Here is a 19320-nt window from a genome sequence, read left to right on the forward strand (position 1 = left end):
ACCTGTCCAGGGCACGACCTGATCCATCTCGGCGAGGAAGCGGTCGCGGCGTGTCTGCTTGCGCTTGCCGGCATATTCGAAATCGGAAAAGCTCATCCGGCTCATGGGCGGCTCGGGTCAGGTGGTCAGGTGGTCAGGTGGTCAGGTGGTCAGGTGGTCAGGCGTATTTCATCACATCTTGGAACTTGTTCGGAGATTCCTTAGTTTCAGCCTGATTCGCGAATGATTATAGTAATGTATGTAGTCCTCTATACCTGCTTCAAGCTCATCGAGACTGTTGAATTTGTTCAAATAAAAGAACTCGGATTTCAACGTGCCAAAGAAGCTTTCCATAATTGGTTTATCGCGTGGCCGCAGCCTCTCAAAAGCCTGCCGCAGCATCGCACCAACCATGTCGAACAGCGGGCGCCTCGCGGTCTTGAAGGCGATTATTTCGTAACCGCTCCATGGTAAGGGATCCATGATCCCCACATTCCAAGCCCGAAATTGAAGCCTGATGCGCGACCGGTTACTGGAAAGTCCGGTGATCCACTGCGATGAAACCCGCGTTCAAGTGCTGAAAGAATCGGATCGAGATCCGACCAGCCAATCTTGGATGTGGGGACAAGCCAGCGGCCTCGTCGCTTATGCTTCTTGACCAACCAGCGTCGGATATGGCGCTCAGTGTAACGTAACTGATCCATAAACCCCACCTACCGCAAGATGGGGCCTTAGTTTACCGTGGCATTTGCGGTGAGCAGTTCCACGGCAGCAAGGCTCCGTAGTCCTCAACCGATTGCGCTTTCGGCAGTTTTGCCCGGACGTGGCGCAACCACGTATAAGGCTCCTGGCCGTTGACCTTGGCGGCCGCCACCAGACTGTAAATCTGGGCATTGGCGGCGGCGCCTTTGGGCGTGTCGCTGAACAGCCAGGCCTTGCGCCCGAGGACAAACGGTTTTATTGCGCGCTCGGCTCTGTTGTTGTCGATCGGTAAAAAACCAGCCTCCACGTAACGCTCCAGCCGGCTCTAGTTATTCGCCAGATAATTAACCGCCTTGCCCAGCACGCTTTGTGGCGTCACCTGCGGCTGCGTTTTATCCAGCCAGCTTTTCAACTGCCCCAGGATCGGCAGGCTCATTTCCTGACGACCTTTAAATCGCTGCTCATCGCCGACGTCCTTGAGTTCACGCTCGATGCCAGACAGCTTATTGATCATCGTCAGCGCGATATCGGCACGTCCGGTTTTTCCCTTGGGCTGCACTTTCTGCGCGTCGACAAACTTGCGACGTGCATGCGCCATGCACGCTAATCGCTCAACACCGGGCTGCAACGCCAACGCGTTATAACCCGCGTAATCGTCGGTCATCACGTAGCCGCGATAACTTTCCAGCAGACGTAAAGGCACTTCCTGCGCGCGACTGGTGGTGTAGTCGAACAGCACCACTTTTCGATCCGGCGGCCCGCTGGCCTGCACCCACATCCACGATTGACTGGTCGGATCTCGTTCCGGCTCTTTCAGAACCTGGACTCTCGTTTCATCGCAGTGGATGACCGGACTTTCAGTAAGCGGTCGCGCATTGAGTTCAGCAAGGGCTGAAAGTATTTGCTGCACTGGATGACCCAGCGCGCCAGTGTTTGCCTTGGAATATCCACACCGTGTCGACTCAGCACCGTTTCGAAACGATGCAACGGCAGGCCATCGACGTACTTGGTGGTTAAAAGCATGGCCAACACGCTGGGGCTCGCCAGGCTTTTTTCGATCATCTGAGCGGGTTTGTCGGCGATGACCGGAGCGGTTTCACAGCCACGGCAACCGTAAACCTTGCGCATGTGTTTGAGCACGCGAATCTGCATCGGCACAATCTCCAGCTGTTCGCTGGTTTCTTCACCGATGACGTGTTTGCGGCAACCGCAAGCGCAGCTCAGTTCGTGTTCAGGCAGTTCGTGAATGACTTCGATACGCGGCAGATCAGCCGACAGGGGCTTGCGTTTGCCGCGACGTGGCGTCGAAGCAACCACTTCTTCGTCAGCGTCGCCGACGGGCAGCATTGGCTCGCTTTCGGGCTCGTTGAACAATGCCAGTTGCGGCGTGTTGGGCTCGACGGTCTGCTCGGATTTATGGCCGAACAAACGGTCGCGCAACAGCTTGATTTCTTTCAGGTCAACGATCTGGTCTTTGTCCACCTGACGCTCACAGAGCATCTGCACAAGCATTTACTTGAGCAGATATGATCATCGGAGAGGTGGTCGGGCATGGAAATCATGGCCCGTATTATACCCCTTTCTTCATTCGGTTGAGCCAATCAGCACTGCGGCGCTTGTGCCCCGCCAGTGGTTTGTATTTCTGACGGGCCCAGCGTTGCAGCTTCAAATCAAAGTGATTGAAGACCTTGCGCATAACCGTTTTGTAGAAAGCTCCATAGTAATACCACCATCCACGAAGGACAGCGTCGTACTGCTGTGACAACTCCAGAAGGCTGGCCGGTGTTTGTCGCTGGATACTCCAGCTACGAGTTTGTTGACGCATCCGCTTCTGGGCCTCTTTACTGGCGCCGGGCAGGAAGCTGGTAAACACGCGCCCATGATTACCCCACGCCTTCCGTGGTCGGAAGGTGAACCCCAGAAACGTAAACTGCGTCGTTGGGTAAACTGCCTTGCGGTTACTGTCCTTGCAATAAACGATCTTCGACTTTTCCGGGCGCATGGTCAGCAGACACTCTTCCAGACGGGCCTTGATTGCCGCCATGACCTCACACGCCTGCTTTTCGCTACGGCAGTGAAGCGCCGCATCATCGGCGTAGCGTGCAAAGGGACAACCTGGAAAAGTCCGTTGCATCCAGCAATCGAACGAATAGTGCATAAACAAATTCATCAGCAAGGGGCTGATAACCCCACCTTGGGGTGTACCGCTTTCACGCGATACCCGAACGCCGTCAGCAGTCTCAAACGGCGCTTTAAGCCAGCGTTCGATATACAACAGAATCCAGTCATCCTTCACATGATGCCTTACTGTAGTGGTCTAATGAAACCGGACACCCATTTAGGCGAGAATGCTTGCCAGATCGAGGTGTCAGATGACCAAACAACGCCGCTCCTTTACTCCTGAATTCAAACGCGAGGCTGCCGACCTCGTGCTCAAACAAAACTACAGCTACATCGAAGCCAGCCGTTCACTCGGTATTGGCGAGTCAGCGTTGCGCCGCTGGGTTGACCAGGTCCAGAAAGAGCGCCAAGGCGTCACTCCGCAGAGCAAGGCGCTGACTCCAGAGCAGCAGAAAATTCAGGAGCTGGAAGCCCGGATCGCCCGGCTTGAGCGAGAAAAATCTATACTAAAAAGGCTACCGCGCTCTTGATGTCGGAAGATCACGAGCGTTTGCGCTGATTGATCAGTTGAGTGCCCATGAGCCGATTGATTGGCTGTGCAAGCTGTTTGAAGTCACCCGCTCGTGCTACTACGCCCAGCGCGTGCGGCGCCGCACGCCCGATGTTGAACGGCTTCGATTGCGTAGCCGAGTCAGTGAGCTGTTCTCGCAAAGTCGCAGTGCTGCGGGCAGTCGCAGCATCCTTTCACTGATGCGTGAAGACGGTGAACAACTTGGTCGATTCAAAGTGCGCAGCTTGATGCGCGAGCTTGCTTTAGTCAGTAAACAACCTGGCTCCCACGCTTACAAACGAGCCACAGTAGAACGACTCGATATCCCGAACACATTGAACCGCGAGTTTGATGTGCCAGCCCCCAATCAAGTCTGGTGCGGCGATATCACCTACAGTGTGCCCGGAGTTCAGGGTGAGCATGGATGCTCAAATGAACCACGAGTCTATCTGGAATGTTGAACTGGGAACTCATGATGAGGAACCAAACACTCCATCGACTGTGACGGTGGTGAGTCTGAGCGGCAGTGACCTGTGGTATGCCTGCAGGGTGATGTAACCCGCTGACAACGGGGATTGAGGCGAGATCACTAAGCCAAGATGATCCTCAAGACTGAGTGTTGAAAGGCTGAAGAATATGAACCCATTAATCCGCCTCTGAGGGTTGAAATGTCACCACGGCTTACGTGATCTGATAAGCCGTACAGAAAGAACAGGCAGTGACAGATATGCGCTGCCGATCGAAGGAGCTCTGATATGTATGCAGAGCTTTGGGACAGCAGAATCCATCACAGATCGGGCTGCTGCTTTCTGTCAACTTGCGGCAAGCAAGGATAAAGAGTGCGATGGGCAGCCTCCTCAACATGCTTGAGTCCAGATAGGTGAACCGGGGAAGGTCAATGACGGATGCCAAGGGGGCATGGCCCCGATGCCGCATTTGACTGGCGGAGCTTCCGTAGTAGTCCGAGATGGGGAAAGCCCATTACATGGCGAAGGGGAGCAGTTTAAATGTGTTTGCCAAGCGAATTAACTGACCTAACGAGGTGAAGACCTTTGATAATCAGCGAAATGCAACGCAAGCTTGCCACATGGGCAGCAACAGGTCCGCCCCAACGGGTCGATCGGTTGTTGCGCCTGATAGCACAGCCGGACTGGCTGGCAGAGGCGGCGCGAATCACCCTGTCATCAAAAGGTGCCCGTACACCTGGCGTTGATGGAATGGACAAGCCAATGCTGCAAGCCAGACTGGCGGATGTATTGCAAAAGCTCAGGGAAGATCTTCTCTCGGGCAACTACCAGCCTCTGCCGGCCAGACGGATCTACATCCCCAAGGCCAATGGCAAGCAACGACCACTCGGTATTCCCACTCTGCGGGATCGTATTGTTCAACGGGCTATGCTGATGGCCATGGAGCCCATTTGGGAGAGTGAGTTCCACACGCTCTCGTATGGTTTTCGGCCTGAGCGCAGTGTCCACCATGCAATTCGTACTGTGAAGCTACAGCTCACAGACAATGCAGAGTCGAGGGGCCGCTGGGTCATTGAGGGTGACTTATCCAGCTACTTCGATACCGTGCATCATCGCCTGCTGATGAAAGCTGTACGCCGCAGAATCAGAGACACTCGTTTCTTGGAGCTGCTGTGGAAAACGATCAAAGCTGGCCATATCGATGTCGGACTCTTCCGGGCCGCCAGTGAAGGAGTACCGCAGGGTGGTGTTATATCGCCATTATTGTCGAACATCATGCTCAATGAGTTCGATCAGTACCTGCATGAGCACTACCTGAATCCGAAGGCTCGAAAAGATCGATGGTACTGGAACCACAGCATCCAGCTTGGTCGAAGCACGGCGATCAGAGATAACTGGCAATGGAAGCCAGCCGTTGCTTACTGCCGATATGCCGATGATTTTGTGATCATCGTCAAAGGTACTAAAGCACAAGCGCAAGCCATCAGAGAAGAGTGTCGGAGTGTGCTTGAAGACAGCCTGAAACTAAGGCTGAACATGGAGAAGACCAAGATCACCCATGTGAATGATGGATTTGTCTTTCTGGGCCATCGGATCATCCGCAAGCGTAGCCGCTACGGCGATATGCGTGTGGTAACGACGATTCCACGAGACAAAGCCAGAAGCTTCGCAACCTCACTGACGGCACTGCTATCAGGTAACCATAGTGAAAGTAAGATCGACATGGTTGAATCGATCAACCGAAAGTTGAAAGGCTGGGCCGCGTTTTATCAATTCGTTGATTTCAAAGCCAAAGTATTCAGCTATATCGATCGTGTCGTGTTTTGGAAACTGGCCCATTGGCTGGCTCACAAATACCGCTCCCGTCTCAAACCCCTGATGCGCCAATGGTGCAAAGCACCGAAGCCTAGCCAAAGTAAGACCTGGGTTTTATTTGGCAAGACTAATAACGGCAAACTTAGCGGTGAAATACTGTATCGGTTAGTTGGGCAAGGCAAGAAGCAGTTCAGGTGGCGTCTGCCCGAAGGTAATCCTTACCTGAGGCCGGAGGCCAGGAATACATGGACCTCACGTTTCACTGAAGTGGCTATGGCGTTCGCCAGCGTTTAAACGGAGAGCCGGATGCATTGAAAGGTGCACGTCCGGTTCGGTGAGGAGAAGCAGGGAGATAGTCCGACTACGCCCTGCCTCTTACTCAACTTCGTACGTATGAAGGCTGGCTGTATTTGGCGGTGGTGCTGGATCTGTTTTCTCGTCAGGTCGTTGGCTGGTCAATGAAGTCGCAGATGACCAGTGATTTGGCCATTGATGCGTTATTGATGGCGGTTTGGAGGCGAAAACCGAAACAGGAGGTGATGGTTCACTCCGACCAGGGCAGCCAGCAGCTCCGATTGGCGCAGTTTTTTGAAAGCGAACAATTTGGTTGCCAGTATGAGTCGCCGAGGCAACTGTCACGACAACGCCGTGGCCGAGAGCTTTTTCCAGCTTCTGAAACGGGAACGGATCAAGCGGAAAATCTACATCTCGCGGCAAGATGCTCGTAGTGATGTGTTTGATTACATCGAGATGTTCTACAACGCAAAACGCCGCCATGGTTTCAACAATCAGCTATCACCGGTAGAGTTTGAAAAGCGTTACGCAATGAGCTTGCAAGGTGTCTAGAGAATCCGGGGCGATTCACCTCACCCTGGCAGGCCTCCCCTGTTTCGTATGAGTTCTCTTCTGTACATGCCATCACCACTTACCCCGGCGGCAGTACCAAGTTCGCCTGACGCTCGATCCCTCAGCACCATCAACCTTCCCCGTTATGATGGCGGGTTGGCTACCGCAAAGCCTTTTCGGGGCCTGCTCGGTGTTCGCTGCGCGCTACGGCCTGCACAGTCACTGACGTCCTAAAGAAGCCTTTTCTCCAGATACTTCAGCCCATTCGTTGCCTCCTGAACTGCTCCAAAGTGCTTCCGCCCGGAGCGACAGTAGCCGGGTGGGATTCGCACCCACTGAACTCATACGCCTTGTCAGGGCGTAAATAACAATGCGGCTGAAAGAGCGATAAAGCCGTTTGTTATTGGGCGTAAGGCCTGGCTATTCAGCGATACGCCCAAAGGCGCTACCGCCAGTGCGCAGATCTGCAGCCTGGTCGAGACCGCCAAACTTAACGTCCAAGAGCCCTAGACGTGGCTGCGCCACGTACTGGAGCGATTGCCCCAGTCCTCATCGGTCGAGGACTACGTAGCATTGCTACAGTGGAACTGCTCACCGGAAATGCCACGATAAACCAAGGCGTTACCTTGCGGTAGGTGGGGTTTATGGATCGCACTCAATCAATGGCACTTCGGGATGAAGGCCCACGCCACGTCGGGGTTGGTGCACAGCGTAGTCGGGACGGCCGCCAATGTGGCGGATGTCATCCAAGTCGACCAGCTGCTGCACGGCGCCGAAACCTATGTTTCGATACACCGGTGCGACCAAGCGAGCGGGGCATGCTGAACGGGACGTTATCTGGTCGATTGCAGCCCGGCCAAGCAGTTACAAGCAGCACGGCGAAGGCAGTGTGCTGTACCGGGTCAAGCGCAAGATCAAATACACCAAGGCACAGCTGCGTGCCAAGGTCGAGCATCCATTCCAGGTAATCAAGGTGCGCTTCAATCATCGCAAGGTTCGTTACCGTGGGCTGGAAAAGAATACGGCGCAGTTGTTCAGTCTGTTGGGGTTGGCCAATCTGATGCTGGCCAAGCGGTATTTGCAACGCGCGGCGGGATAAATCCTTCTGAAAAGAGGGGCTGACCCGCAAATCAGCAAAATGAGGGCGAAAATCGGCCTGGAAATGCAAAATAAGACCGGTAGGTTAAAAAATCGGCTTGGAAATGCGGACGGTGCGAACGGGTTAATTATTCAGCATCTCCCTCGGAGAGATGCCAGAATAATATGGTGCGAACGAGCCCCATGAAAGACTAAATCGCCCGGACTCTCTAAGAGGGTGTAGACAGAGTGCGGATTCCACGCCATCCGGACACTCAGCCCACCAACATCCGGACACTCATTCCACGCTCATTCGGACAGGCAGTCGGAGCGCAGCGACGCAGGTTTGCATTGTTAGTCTGAAGTCTCTGTCGCCGTCAATTTCGTTGCGCGTCTGCGCATCGATTCGCCCTTCAGTTCGATCCGATAAGCGTTGTGCACCAGCCGGTCGAGGATCGCATCGCCCAAGGTCGGATCGCCGATCAGTGCGTGCCATTTGTCCACTGGCATCTGGCTGGTCACTAGCGTCGAGCGGTTGCCGTAGCGGTCGTCCAGCAGTTCAAGCATGTCGCGCCGTTGCGCAGCGGTAAACGGCGCCAAGCCCCAGTCGTCCAGGATCAGCAAGTCGGTCTTGGCATAACCCGCCATCAGTTTCGCGAAGCGGCCGTCGCCGTGGGCCAAGCCTAGTTCTTCCATCAAGCGCAGATAACGCACGCTATAACCGTCGCGGCAGGCCTTGTGAGCCAGCGCGCAGGCGAGCCAGGTTTTGCCTACGCCAGTTGGGCCGCCGATGATCAGGTTCAGGCCGTCGCGCAGCCACTGGCCGCTGCCCAGTTGCAGGATCAAGGCCTTGTCCAAGCCACGCGGACTGCGATAGTCGATGTCTTCCAGGCAGGCGTTATGGCGCAGTCGTGTGGCCTTGAGGCGAGTAGTCAGGCGGGCGTCTTCGCGCTCGGTCAGCTCGCGGTCGGCCATAAGACCGAGACGTTCGTCGAGGCTGAGATCGTTGATGTCAGGCGTTGCGTGTTGTTCGCCAAGCGCCTTGATCATGCCGTGCAGGCGCAGAGTTTGCAGCTTGTCGAGTGTCGGATTGGGCAGCATGTTCGTGCTCCTTGTTCAGGTCAGTGGTAGTAGCCGGGGCCGCGCAAGTTGATGTGTTCATCGGGCAACAGCGGCAGGTTTTGTTGGGCCAGCGGCAGCTTCTCCAGGCCTTGACGCAGGATCGATTCGAGGCTCCTGTAACTGCATGCGCCCAGTGCCAGCGCACGCTGGCAAGCGGCTTCCAGCCGCTCTTCGCCGTGCTGTTTGCCCAGGCGCAAGATGCCCAGACAGGCGCGGAAGCCATGCTGCGGATAGATTCGGCGTTCGAGGATGTAGGCTATGACGCCGGCAGTATTAGGCCCGGTCTGCTCGGCCCAGCCGATCAGCCGCTGCGGCGTCCATTCGGCATGTTCGCGGTGGCTTTTGGGCATGTGCTCGGTCTGGGTGGTGTGGCGGCCTTTGTGCGGCGAGCGCAGATGGCTGGCCACGCGCTGGTTGGCGTGGAAGCATTCCACCGTCTGCGCGGTCAGGCGTACTTCGAGTTGTTGCTTCACCAGTTGGTACGGCACCGAGTAGTAATGGCCGTCGACCTCGACGTGCCAGTCGATGTGTACCCGCACTTTTTTCCATTCGGCGTAGACATACGGACGTTCTGGCAGCGGTTGCAGCGCGGGCTGGTCGATGGTCTCGAAGACCGACCGGCGTGAGCCGGGCAGCTTCTTGAAGGGTTTCTGATTGAGTCGATCCAGCAGCAGTCCAATTGCCGTGTTGAGTTCGCCCAGCGAGAAGAACTGGCGGTTGCGCAGCACTGCCAGGATCCAGCGCTCGACCACTTGCACACCCACTTCAACCTTGGCTTTGTCCTTGGGTTTACGCGAACGCGCGGGCAGTACGGCTACGCCGTAATGCTCGGCGAGATCGCGGTAACTGGGGTTGATGTCCGGCTTGTAGCGATGCGCCTTGGTGACGCCACTGCGCAGATTATCGGGCACCAGGATCTGCGATGTGCCGCCGAAAAAAGCAAAACAGCGGGCGTGCGAGCCCAGCCAGTCGGGCAGTTTCTGCGACCAAGTGGCCTCGGCGAAGGTGTAGCTGGACGCGCCGAGGACGGCGACGAAGATCTGGGCCTGACGGATTTCACCGGTCTGTCGGTCGATAATGGGCGCGGTCTGTCCGGCGTAATCGACGAACAGCTTTTCGCCGGCACGGTGCTCCTGGCGCATGACAACGTCGACCTTGGCGGCCCAGAGGCGGTAGTGCTCGCAGAACCAGCTGTATTGGAAGCCTTGCGGGTGAGCGAGTCGGTACTCTTGCCAAAGCAGGGCCAGAGTTACGCCGGGGCGGCGCAACTCGGCATGCGCCCAAGCCCAGTCAGGCATCGGGCGCTGGTCGCTCGGCACCGGTACTGCCGGCGGAAACAGGCGTCGGTTCAGCTCTGCATCAGAGATATCGATGGGCCACTGAAGCCCACTGGCTGCGAACCGGCAAAGGTAGTCTCCTGCGCTTGAATGGCCAATGGATAAACTTTTGGCGATCTTGCGCACGGACAGGCCGGCGTCGAACTTTAGGCGTAGTACCTCTCGGATTTTACGCATGGATAAACGCTCCACGACGACCTCTTCGCTTCGAAAAAAGAGGTCGATGGTAGTGAATAATCCTGCGTTGCTGCCTGCCTGAAAGTCTCCGGATGGCCGTGGAATCGGTGTCCGGATGGTCATGGAATCCCCAACCTGGCCCCAGCTCCAGACGCACGCGATCAACCGTCGGCCGCTCACCGCGGACCAACACCACGTCGGTGGCGCCAAACACCTCGATTTCTACCCCCCCTACTGCCATAGCTCACCTCAGTGTATATTAGGTCTGATAATAGAATGTTATCCGACCTTATTTTTCAAAATGCGGATTTAAAATACGTTGAACGTATTGAATATTACATACCGGATCTCGCAGGTCGACGAAACGCCGCTGGATCTGCATTTTCTAACGCTCAACGCTCGAGAAGCATCCGCAGTCTTTGTGGCCGGTGTCACGGCGGGCAATACAGTGCATCCCCGCCTATTGGTCGGCGTGGTTACCCCCGCGCTACGGACACACGCTAGGCGAGGCGCCTATGTCCGCAGCAGTGGCGGCCCAATTTGTGATTGATCACGTAGCCCCTCCGACGGCCGACGGCAAATGGGTGCACCTATTGCTGGCGTCCATTGATGCGGGTTTTATCCGCGCAAAGGTTAAAGCCAAGCCGGGGGCGTGGGCCTATAACATCGTCTGTCATCGGCATCGATTGAATAGCTGGGACAGCCCCACCGATGCACTGGCGCTCAAGAGCTTGCTACGCGAGGCACGCAAGGCACAGTCACGTCAGGGGTTATCGATGCGTAAAAAAACGCCATCGTGCTTAAACCTCTACAAGCACTCATGGTCACCTGCACCGATGCTCTTCGCGGCGAGCGTGACTGCGCCCTCCTCCTACCGACCTGGAGCGGCGGTGAATGACGGCGTTCAGGGGGGAATTTGCAAACTAGCGTTGTCCCCGCCAACTGGATACCGACATTTGGCTGTATACGCTGGGCGCCACCAAAAACGATACCCGCGGGACTCGACGAGAAAAACCGCTACGTGGGCCAGCAACTGAGGCGCTAACTACTTGGCTACAGTAGCGCCTGCAGAGTCACGCCCCTTCTTTCGGCACCTTAACAAAGGCGACAAGCAGGAACGACAGGCCTGCCCGCAGCCAGATGGCACGCATAGTTCAGCGTCGCGCAAAGCTAGCGGGCTTGACGGGAATTGGACAGCGCACCGTTTGCGCTCAGGGTTTGTGACCAAGGCTGGGCGTCAGGGAGTGCCGCCCGGGTGAAGTGATGGCAATGGCCGAACACCGTGACGTGAGTGCGGTAATGGGTTACCTTCAAGTCGGTACACAGCTCGAAAGTCAAGCCGGGCCCTGCTCAAGTGATCATTCGTGAGCGAAGAAGATACCCGGAAGCGCTGCACGTTGCGACAAACGAATGCGCCGAAAATCCCTAGACACCCGACGCGGGTCATGACTTATATACGCAACGCACGCTGTTGCGTTTGGGCTTGATTTAGCTGTCGAATGCTGGCTCAGCACTGGAGCTCTTCACCTGATTATTCGTGGCTGCAGATGCTCCTCTGTTCCATCTACCAGACTAATTTTTAGCAAGACTGAGGCGCAAATCGAACGCTCCTGCTTAAATTATGTTCGAAAAACCAGACAGGCCGGAACGTTAACGCTGAGCACATTTACATCGATACAACCGATACAACCTCCACGAATCTAAACTTTTTCCGAGCCGCCTTCGTCGCTCCCTGCTCTGCGACGAGGGAGCTCAGTGTGTCAGCCTCATACACCAGTTCGTGCATCTCGCCTTCAAACTCATTCCCTACTCGCAGCGTCACTTTCAGCCTGGAGGGGGTGAAGCCCTTGAAGAATTTCTTTGTCGTAGCTTTAACCGACGTCCCCGCGGCGTTTTCCGGAACAACGCCCTTTCGGAGCGAATTAGCTACCGGCGCAGTCGGCTCGACCTCTCCGAATAACGCCCGGCGCATCTCTTCTTCAGTAAATTTTGCATTCATCATTTTTCTCATGGGGTCTGACGTGCCACATGGCCGACTTTAACGTGGGCCGCTGCTAAGCTTGATCTTTTCGAGGCAGGAATTGGAGCAACATGGCGATGGATTACTCACTATCAGACCTGCTGGACAGAACGCATGAGAATCAATTGTCTATGGAAGCCGCTCTGAGGGAATTGGTTCTCCACACCGAGAAAAAGGGAGGACATGTGACACTGGCGAAAATGCCCGAGGAGCATTACATTTTTTGGGTAAAAATGCCAATTTTCATCATACAAGGCTTGGCAAAACAAAGAATAGTCTTAAATAGACGCCTATGTTTCGGCGACCGGACCATCGGCGCTTTCAAGAAACGGCAGCTGTTAAAGATCGGTCAAATCTGGCAATCACTTCATGTTATTGCTGCTGCGAGCACCTCGCAGCAGCCATTTCCCACGTTAAGGGCACCTCCACCATGCTGGCGAGCAAATATCGATGCGACATCCACAGGTTCGACAACGCGAACAGCGTCACCATTTGAGCAGTGTCTTCACCAAGCTCCGTAAGCGCGCTTTGGTATAATCCAACTGGCGCTTAATCGCTCGAAACAATGGGCTGGACTTCCTCCTCGCCTCTGCAGTTTGAAGTGCCAGACTGAAGGTGCAAACCACAGTCAATCCTGAAAAGGAGTCCAAACAGGAAGCTTATGCGTATTGGGGTCGACTTGGCCAAGAACGTGCTTCAAATCCACGACGCGGATGGTCATGAACAGCCCGTCTGGCGGCAACGGTTATCCCCTGAATGCTGGCTTCAAGCGGTACTAAAAGAAGACCAACCCGGTTGTGAGATCGCAATGGAAGTTTTGGCGCTGCGCACCATTGAGCGCGACAGCTACAGGCTCGTGAATATCGGGTGAAGCTGATCGCACCTTAGTTCGTCAGGCCTTACGTCAAGAGTAACGAAAACGACGCCAGCGATGCCGAGACAATCTGTGAGGTAATGGGCCGCCCCAGTATGCGCTTCGTCGCAGCGACAGAATATTCAGGCGACGCGCCGCATCCGGGCCAGCGTAATCGAACAGCGGACCGGTGACGACATACGAGATTAGCGCGAAGAAAGCGACAAAAGACGGACAGACATAAACCATACCTACAAAAACTAAGGCAAATACACAACACACCCACCTGAGTGCTAACGAACTGATCACAGCCAATCCGACTTAAGCAGAAAGTGGCCACTCATGATTTGACTTTCACTATTGAGCGCATTCAAGTTTGGCGAAGTGCCTAAGCCGACCTGCCGCCTGTTTCCGCTGCACGTAATGCGCCTGGATGCACTGTCACATGTCCGCCGGACATGCAGATCTTTGTCACACGCCTTACTGAGCCAAGCCATCAAAGGGCTTCACCCTCTATCAAGTATATAGAGTATCGACTTTTATAAATGCCGAACCTTCTGCCTACCTCAAGGGAAATTTCTCTGCGCGAAACCTTCTTGGGTATTCCGTATTTTTGAAAACAAAGCGGTTATGCCCCGCCAGATCAGAAGCCGTCGATTAAGTTAGACTTTTCTAGCCGAGGAGCGAGAAATTTCCTCACTACTTCCTACCAAAGGTTATGAGACCAATGAATTAAGCATTTACCTAATCAACAAAGGGAAGCACACCATGCTTGTATTTACCAGGAGACCCACTGAGTGCCTACGTATCGAGGAGGAGGTTAAAGTCAAGATAAAAAAAGTTGAAGGCGACTCTGTCACTCTGGAAATCACCGCACCACCACATGTATCAATAGTTCGCCCTGAGCGCCTAAAACGAGTCCTGCGTGGCGACAGTCGAGACCGTTGAAAGGACCGGTTGCCGCGCCTAAAATTTTCGGCGCCGATCTAATTCTTATATAATTTTAATTCAGAAGAGGTAAACACCTAATGATTTTCCACATACTTAATCGCTTCACATCGCTTACTATGCTGCTCTGTATCTGCGGCAGCGCTATGGCCGATCCACTTACTTCGTTATTGGTGCCCTACTCAGCGCAACGCGACTTTGGCCTCGTCTGTAAAATTGGTGACAAAACGACCTACTTAATTAGAAAGGATAGTTACGATAATAATGACAGAGTCGCTCGAAATATCTCTTTAACGGATATAAGCGCTGGCAGAGTCGCGATCAGCTTTTTGCATGGTTTTACCACGGCCGACAAAGCAGCTACGTACCTGACAGCAACAAATGAGTCCTGCACATCATTCGAGCAATAAAAAAGTTCTACCGTCCAAACTTGCGACGTATCAGGGTTGCTTAAGGATTTACTCGTGGCTTCGATGCTTGGCGGACGCAGTTCGATTGGCTGCAGACAATCCAAATGCTGATCTGCGGATCACCGGAGCGCCTGAGGGTAAAAAACACAGAATCCTCATGCACAGGAAACGCAGCCTGGGCGTGCCCTCGGACACGCTCACAATGCCCTGCCAAATCGAGCCTAATTTCATATTGGTGTTCGCACTGATGGTCAACGCTCCCATATACCCCGAAACCAGACCACTATGCCGATAGGGCTGAAGACGAATGAGGTGTTGCTCCAGGGCGCCTACCAACGTATCTATAAAATGCCATAACTTACCGATAAAATAGGCATAGAGTTCGGTGCATATAGGTGAGCTGCGATGGTTCAACAGTGATTTGGGGACGTGAGTCTACGTAAGAGATGTGCCCCAACAGGCGGTGATCCGGATTTCGACATGCGCAGGTAACCGAAACGTGCGGACAAGGCGGTCAGCAACTTTGGCGGCTTTTAGCTTTTTCTTCTGTCGAGCTATAAACAACTCACAAGCAGGTTCACCATGCCCATCAACATATACTCTATCGTCCGCCAGGCCACTTAAGCTTTCTACGATTGGAGCTAACGATCGTGGTTGCAACACGCCTACATTTTGCTCTGTAGCGACTTTTTGCAAATCAGCTGACACTGTAGGTGCATAAGCCAGCGCGATATACGGGCTTTTTTCCTGGGCAACGCGCCATGGGTTTGCTTGAAGCAATATTAGAAGCCGTTCAGCGTTAGAAAATGGGAAGAACATATATGAACGCCTCATAGACGGTATATGCGGATGAAGATCATCTTCTTCATAATCTGTCGGTGGCGCGGACGTACGGCGCGCCGTTGACTCAACGAGATTTTGGCATGAAGACGCGTATACATAGGTCCTCCTTGTAGACAGATACCGAGTCATAAAATCGAGCATAGCGCCTAGCTACAGTTTAGAGGTAAATAAAATGTCTATTTGATTGAGACACGCATCGTCTTAACCGTAACACGTGTACCAGCCTCATCAGAAAACTGTAGGGATAAGGGGCAGGTTTGTCCAATATTCTGACGTAAAAAAATCACCACAGGTATTCATAATGTTTCGCAAGTTGTGCCATATCGCATTGTTTATTTGTTATTTGAGCAGCGTGGGCTGTCACTCGCAACCGCCAACCATCCCGACCATAGCAAAGGGCGACTACGGGGCAATCGTTCGTTACTTACAATATCGAATTCCCGCCCAGATGGCACGCCATAACGTACAGGGTCTATCTATCGCGCTGGTTAATGGCCAAGAGGTAATTTGGGCACGCGGCTTCGGTTATGCCGATAAATCTCGGTTCGTACCGGTATCAGCGAATACGGCGTTTCGCGCCGGGGACATTTCAAAGTTGATCACCGCAGCCGCGGCCTTACAGCTGGTCGAGCAAAACAAACTACGTTTAGACGCCCCGATCACCGATATCCTCGGAGAGTTCCAGGTGCGCTCACGCTTTCATAAAAACCAAGGTGCTGCCAACCGGGACATCACCCTGCGCCGTTTGCTCAGCCATCAGTCCGGACTGCCCACTGAGCACCTGCGGGGGTTGCGTAGCGACTTCACCATGGGACAAATGCCAATGCGTGTGTCAGGTGTTTGGCTGGCCGCTCAACCGGGCACCCAAATAGCCTACTCCAACCTGGGTTATACGCTGGTGGGTGCAGCGATTGAGCGCAGTGCCGGAGTGGAGTTCGAGCCCTTCCTGCAGCGCACTTTGTTAACCCCACTGGAGATGGAGCGTTCCAGTTTTGTCGGGTCCAGCGCAACCATCGGCTATGCTCAGGGATTTGAGAACGGCAAGGCTATTGCTACTTCCAACATCCGTGACCTGGCCGCTGGCGGCTTATGGACCACGCCCAGAGATCTCAGCCATTACGTGCAGATGCTTTTCACTCAAGGGCTCTTCAAGGGCAAGCGCGTAATGAGCGCGACGTCAGTCCGTGAAATGTTGAAGCAACAGAACGACGGCAACGTACTAGACTTTGACTGCAAAGTTGGATTGGGGTGGTTTCTCACCCCTTGCGGCCAGGAGCCGGTAACGCGAGGAGTACGAACTTACCAGCAAAGCGGCACCGGTGACGGTTTTGCCGCGCAAATGGCGATCCTACCCGACCATCAACTGGCAGTGGTGATCATGACAAACGATGGCGCCGCCGAAAAGACCGTCGCTCACTTGGCCGCTCGCACACTAGGCATGTTACTTCAGGCGCAGACCGGTGACAGGGATTCTGCTACAGATTATCCACAAGCCACTAGTAGCGAACGTAAAATCCCTACGAGCAATGATCGTAAGCGCCTGGCGGGTGTATACGCCACCACCTGGGGTATTTTGCGGCTAAGAGATGAACATCATCATTTGTATGGCGAAATGTCCAATTCTCGCTTCGAGCTGCTGCATGACGACCAAAACTGGCTGCGCGCGCAACATAAAATTCTGAACATTTGGGGAAAGGATTTGGGTGAAATCGGCAGGGTGCAATTGGATGTGCTGAGCGCACAAGGGCGCGAAGTGCTTATCGCCAATAGTCATGGGCAATGGCTTGCGGTAGGCGAAAAATTCGAGCCAACCCCGCTGATCGGAAACTGGGCCAATATGGTCGGTACCTATCAAGTACTCACCGACCATGAGCCCTCTCCTCCCGCAAACAGTATCAGCGTGCGTCTGGAAGAGGGTTTTCTAGTGATTCATGGACAATTGCATGATCGTGCATTGGCCGATTATATTCTGCAGCCAGTAGACAATGCCCATGCAGTGCTGGTCGGAAGCAGTTACGGACTGGGTGATACCGTAACGCGACAAGTCAACGGCCTCAGCGCTTCTGGATATTATTTTAAGCGAATTCATACATCAGTCGCCCTGCTGCGCGATTAAGTACAGTCACTCATACCTATCATTTTGCTCGACGACTCTCGCCGTATTTCCGAGCAGCCGGGTCCAAGCATATTCGCGTCTACTCGTTTTTCGAGCTACTGACGTTCATACTAATAGTAAAGCCATTCTGCATAAACAATATAGGGCTATCCGCAAACTTAATTCAATGTCGATAGCCCGCAATTGTAACAGCACGCTGCTCTTGCACTTTTCCATGGCCGATGGATTGGTGAATCAAGATCGATAAATGCTCGCTTGGCAGTTTTCGGCTCATGAATTTGACTCCTTCTATCGGCCGGACTTCCACCATTGATACATTATTTTCAAACAAATCCTGGCAGATCTTGATATGAAACATTAAGTGCCCATGAATCTTCACCACCACGAAGACCATTAAGGAATAGGTTAACTGCTTCTGCGGCCAGCATAATAACGAGTGCCATAATTTCTGCTACTAAAGGTATGCCTCAGCGCTGCGCGATTCAACGAGTCATGGTATTACTAAGCATTAGCCCTCCAACCTGCTAAAGACCAGCCAAAAAGGCACGCTGGGGTTCAACTTTCTGAGTAGATCACATGCACACCTTAAATTGTCCTTGAGCACAGCTCGCCCACTCACCCACTCGACTTCACCTTCAGGCATGATCAATATTTTCTCGTACTTTCAACGCACGTGACGGCGGTGCCCCGGGGTGAATATATACTTCTTTTTTATCAACAATCAATATTTTCAGAGCAGTATCCGGAGCTAACACGCTGCTCCCTGCGAATATCTTTATTGCGTTGCACATCAAGATATGTGTTTTTCGGAGGTAAACGTCGGGTTGTTTATTGCGAGGAATGCCATTTGCGATAGACTTTACCAGCGCACCTTTCGCTTCAGCGTTGAAGCTTACGGCCCAGCTGCAGCGGCTTTGACAGTGGCGTGATTATCGAAATATACATCGAGGGAAAACGTCCCAATAATATTCCCCATCGATTACCCAAGAACAAAGCCAATTGTTTGGGCTTTTTCACAAAATTTCTCAGCATTTGAGGCCCTCTTCGCCTCACTAATATCTTCTCTCTCAGGAGAAAGATTTAGTTCAAAGCTTGGCAGCCACCATAGACTGCAGTGTGTGAGAGGGTTTAGGGATGCTCCGATTAACTTGCCGCGCAACAGCGGCAAGTCGTAATTCTCCCGACACGCCGCACTATTTGTGCAGAAAACCAAGGAACTCCTGAAAAAGACATCCTGATTTGGCAAAATCTCCGGACACCAATCCCCGAGCTTTTCAATGAAGCAAATGACCTTCGCCAATGCTGAGTACGCCGGTAAGCGCAACCATACCCGCAAGGAGTTGTTCCTGATCGAGATAGATCGGGTCGTACCCTGGAAGGGTTTGACGGCCCCGATCGATTCTCATTACCCGAAGGGCGAAGGTGGTCGTCCGGCCTATCCTTCACCGCAACATTCTTAACATCCTTTTAAAATCAATAACTTAAAGGGTTTCAAAAATAACGATTTGTAGCAGGCTTTTGTAGCAAAATTTCCACATTTGGATTTTGCGCCTGCTATAAGTCGTTTTTTTTCGTCTAAAAAAAATTAAAGCAATTTTTGGTTCAGCTAAATGCGAGCGGTTTACATTTTTTCTGAAGGTGAACAGGGCAATTGGTATTAGGGCTGACTGACTCGTTTCTTGATTTCGTATTTATGGACCTAAAATCGGAATTTCTTTATTATTTCCTATAATGAATTTATTCAAAATTAGCATTTCTATTTAGCTGTATTAGCGTGAAGTTCCTCTTTTTAGATGATTTGCGAACGCTCCTAGGACTGAAGTTTTGCTGTTAGTTGCCATTATGCCCCCGGTGTCAGGATAGTTGTCGCCTCTCCTGATTTACCCCAAAAAGCATACCGAGGGCGGAGAGAGACAGGTTGTGACGTACTATTCACT

At 53.3% G+C, this 19320-nt stretch carries 8 protein-coding genes and 13 pseudogenes; 11 read left to right on the plus strand and 10 right to left on the minus strand.

Annotation, left to right across the window (positions count from 1 at the left end):
- Both KVH01_RS28950 and KVH01_RS30770 read right to left on the minus strand, forming a co-directional pair.
- Positions 1-105, minus strand: a pseudogene (locus KVH01_RS28950) (IS5/IS1182 family transposase); the annotation flags it as partial.
- A gap of 66 nt (positions 106-171) precedes the next feature.
- A pseudogene (locus tag KVH01_RS30770) lies at positions 172-333 on the minus strand (IS3 family transposase); the annotation flags it as partial.
- A gap of 157 nt (positions 334-490) precedes the next feature.
- Between KVH01_RS30770 and KVH01_RS28960 the strand changes: the two are divergent.
- A pseudogene (locus tag KVH01_RS28960) lies at positions 491-616 on the plus strand (IS66 family transposase); the annotation flags it as partial.
- Positions 617-715: 99 nt separating this feature from the next.
- Here KVH01_RS28960 and tnpC read toward each other — a convergent pair.
- Positions 716-2243: pseudogene (tnpC, locus tag KVH01_RS28965) on the minus strand (IS66 family transposase).
- 8 nt (positions 2244-2251) lie between these two features.
- Positions 2252-2989: pseudogene (locus tag KVH01_RS28970) on the minus strand (reverse transcriptase domain-containing protein); the annotation flags it as partial.
- A 64-nt stretch (positions 2990-3053) separates the two neighbouring features.
- On the opposite strand from KVH01_RS28970, the pseudogene KVH01_RS28975 reads away from it, so the two are divergent.
- The 5 genes and pseudogenes from KVH01_RS28975 to KVH01_RS28995 all read left to right on the plus strand — a co-directional run.
- Positions 3054-3747: pseudogene (locus KVH01_RS28975) on the plus strand (IS3 family transposase); the annotation flags it as partial.
- A 657-nt stretch (positions 3748-4404) separates the two neighbouring features.
- Positions 4405-5928, plus strand: a complete 1524-nt coding sequence (ltrA, locus tag KVH01_RS28980) for a group II intron reverse transcriptase/maturase (protein WP_404822119.1) — start codon at positions 4405-4407, stop codon at positions 5926-5928.
- Between the two features lie 80 nt (positions 5929-6008).
- Positions 6009-6480, plus strand: a pseudogene (locus tag KVH01_RS28985) (IS3 family transposase); the annotation flags it as partial.
- 360 nt (positions 6481-6840) lie between these two features.
- Positions 6841-7092 (plus strand): annotated as a pseudogene (locus KVH01_RS28990) (transposase domain-containing protein); the annotation flags it as partial.
- 45 nt (positions 7093-7137) lie between these two features.
- A pseudogene (locus KVH01_RS28995) lies at positions 7138-7579 on the plus strand (transposase); the annotation flags it as partial.
- 332 nt (positions 7580-7911) lie between these two features.
- Here KVH01_RS28995 and istB read toward each other — a convergent pair.
- The 5 genes and pseudogenes from istB to KVH01_RS29020 form a co-directional block, all read right to left on the minus strand.
- Positions 7912-8658 carry an IS21-like element helper ATPase IstB gene (gene istB, locus KVH01_RS29000; RefSeq protein WP_217883758.1) on the minus strand — a complete coding sequence of 249 codons (747 nt, stop codon included), beginning with the start codon at positions 8656-8658 and terminating at the stop codon, positions 7912-7914.
- Between the two features lie 20 nt (positions 8659-8678).
- On the minus strand, positions 8679-10193 hold the full coding sequence (gene istA / locus KVH01_RS29005) for an IS21 family transposase (protein ID WP_217883759.1): 1515 nt from the start codon (positions 10191-10193) through the stop codon (positions 8679-8681).
- A 133-nt stretch (positions 10194-10326) separates the two neighbouring features.
- Positions 10327-10434, minus strand: a pseudogene (locus KVH01_RS30235) (DNA-binding protein); the annotation flags it as partial.
- A 1425-nt stretch (positions 10435-11859) separates the two neighbouring features.
- Positions 11860-12192, minus strand: a complete 333-nt coding sequence (locus KVH01_RS29010; RefSeq protein ID WP_217883760.1) for a hypothetical protein — start codon at positions 12190-12192, stop codon at positions 11860-11862.
- Between the two features lie 393 nt (positions 12193-12585).
- A pseudogene (locus KVH01_RS29020) lies at positions 12586-12806 on the minus strand (hypothetical protein); the annotation flags it as partial.
- A 68-nt stretch (positions 12807-12874) separates the two neighbouring features.
- Here KVH01_RS29020 and KVH01_RS30240 point away from each other — a divergent pair.
- From KVH01_RS30240 to KVH01_RS30775, 3 genes and pseudogenes are all read left to right on the plus strand, one after another.
- Entirely contained in the window at positions 12875-13084 is a 210-nt protein-coding gene (locus KVH01_RS30240; RefSeq protein WP_225924426.1) for a hypothetical protein, read from the plus strand.
- Positions 13081-13194, plus strand: a pseudogene (locus KVH01_RS30245) (IS110 family transposase); the annotation flags it as partial. The gene KVH01_RS30240 and the pseudogene KVH01_RS30245, both read left to right, overlap by 4 nt.
- A 640-nt stretch (positions 13195-13834) precedes the next feature.
- Complete coding sequence (locus tag KVH01_RS30775) at positions 13835-14014, plus strand: carbon storage regulator (protein WP_217883761.1); 180 nt, start codon at positions 13835-13837, stop codon at positions 14012-14014.
- 845 nt (positions 14015-14859) lie between these two features.
- Here KVH01_RS30775 and KVH01_RS29035 read toward each other — a convergent pair.
- Positions 14860-15243, minus strand: coding sequence for a hypothetical protein (locus KVH01_RS29035; RefSeq protein WP_217883762.1), 384 nt, complete (start codon positions 15241-15243; stop codon positions 14860-14862).
- Positions 15244-15568: 325 nt separating this feature from the next.
- On the opposite strand from KVH01_RS29035, the gene KVH01_RS29040 reads away from it, so the two are divergent.
- Together KVH01_RS29040 and KVH01_RS29045 are read left to right on the plus strand one after the other, a co-directional pair.
- The gene (locus KVH01_RS29040; RefSeq protein WP_217883763.1) at positions 15569-17383 is read left to right on the plus strand and encodes a serine hydrolase domain-containing protein; all 1815 of its coding nucleotides are present in this window, start codon (positions 15569-15571) and stop codon (positions 17381-17383) included.
- Positions 17384-18660: 1277 nt separating this feature from the next.
- A pseudogene (locus KVH01_RS29045) lies at positions 18661-18825 on the plus strand (IS5/IS1182 family transposase); the annotation flags it as partial.
- Between the last annotated feature and the right edge of the window lie 495 nt (positions 18826-19320).

This window comes from Pseudomonas khavaziana (assembly GCF_019145205.1).
GTDB classification, from domain to species: Bacteria; Pseudomonadota; Gammaproteobacteria; order Pseudomonadales; family Pseudomonadaceae; genus Aquipseudomonas; species Aquipseudomonas khavaziana.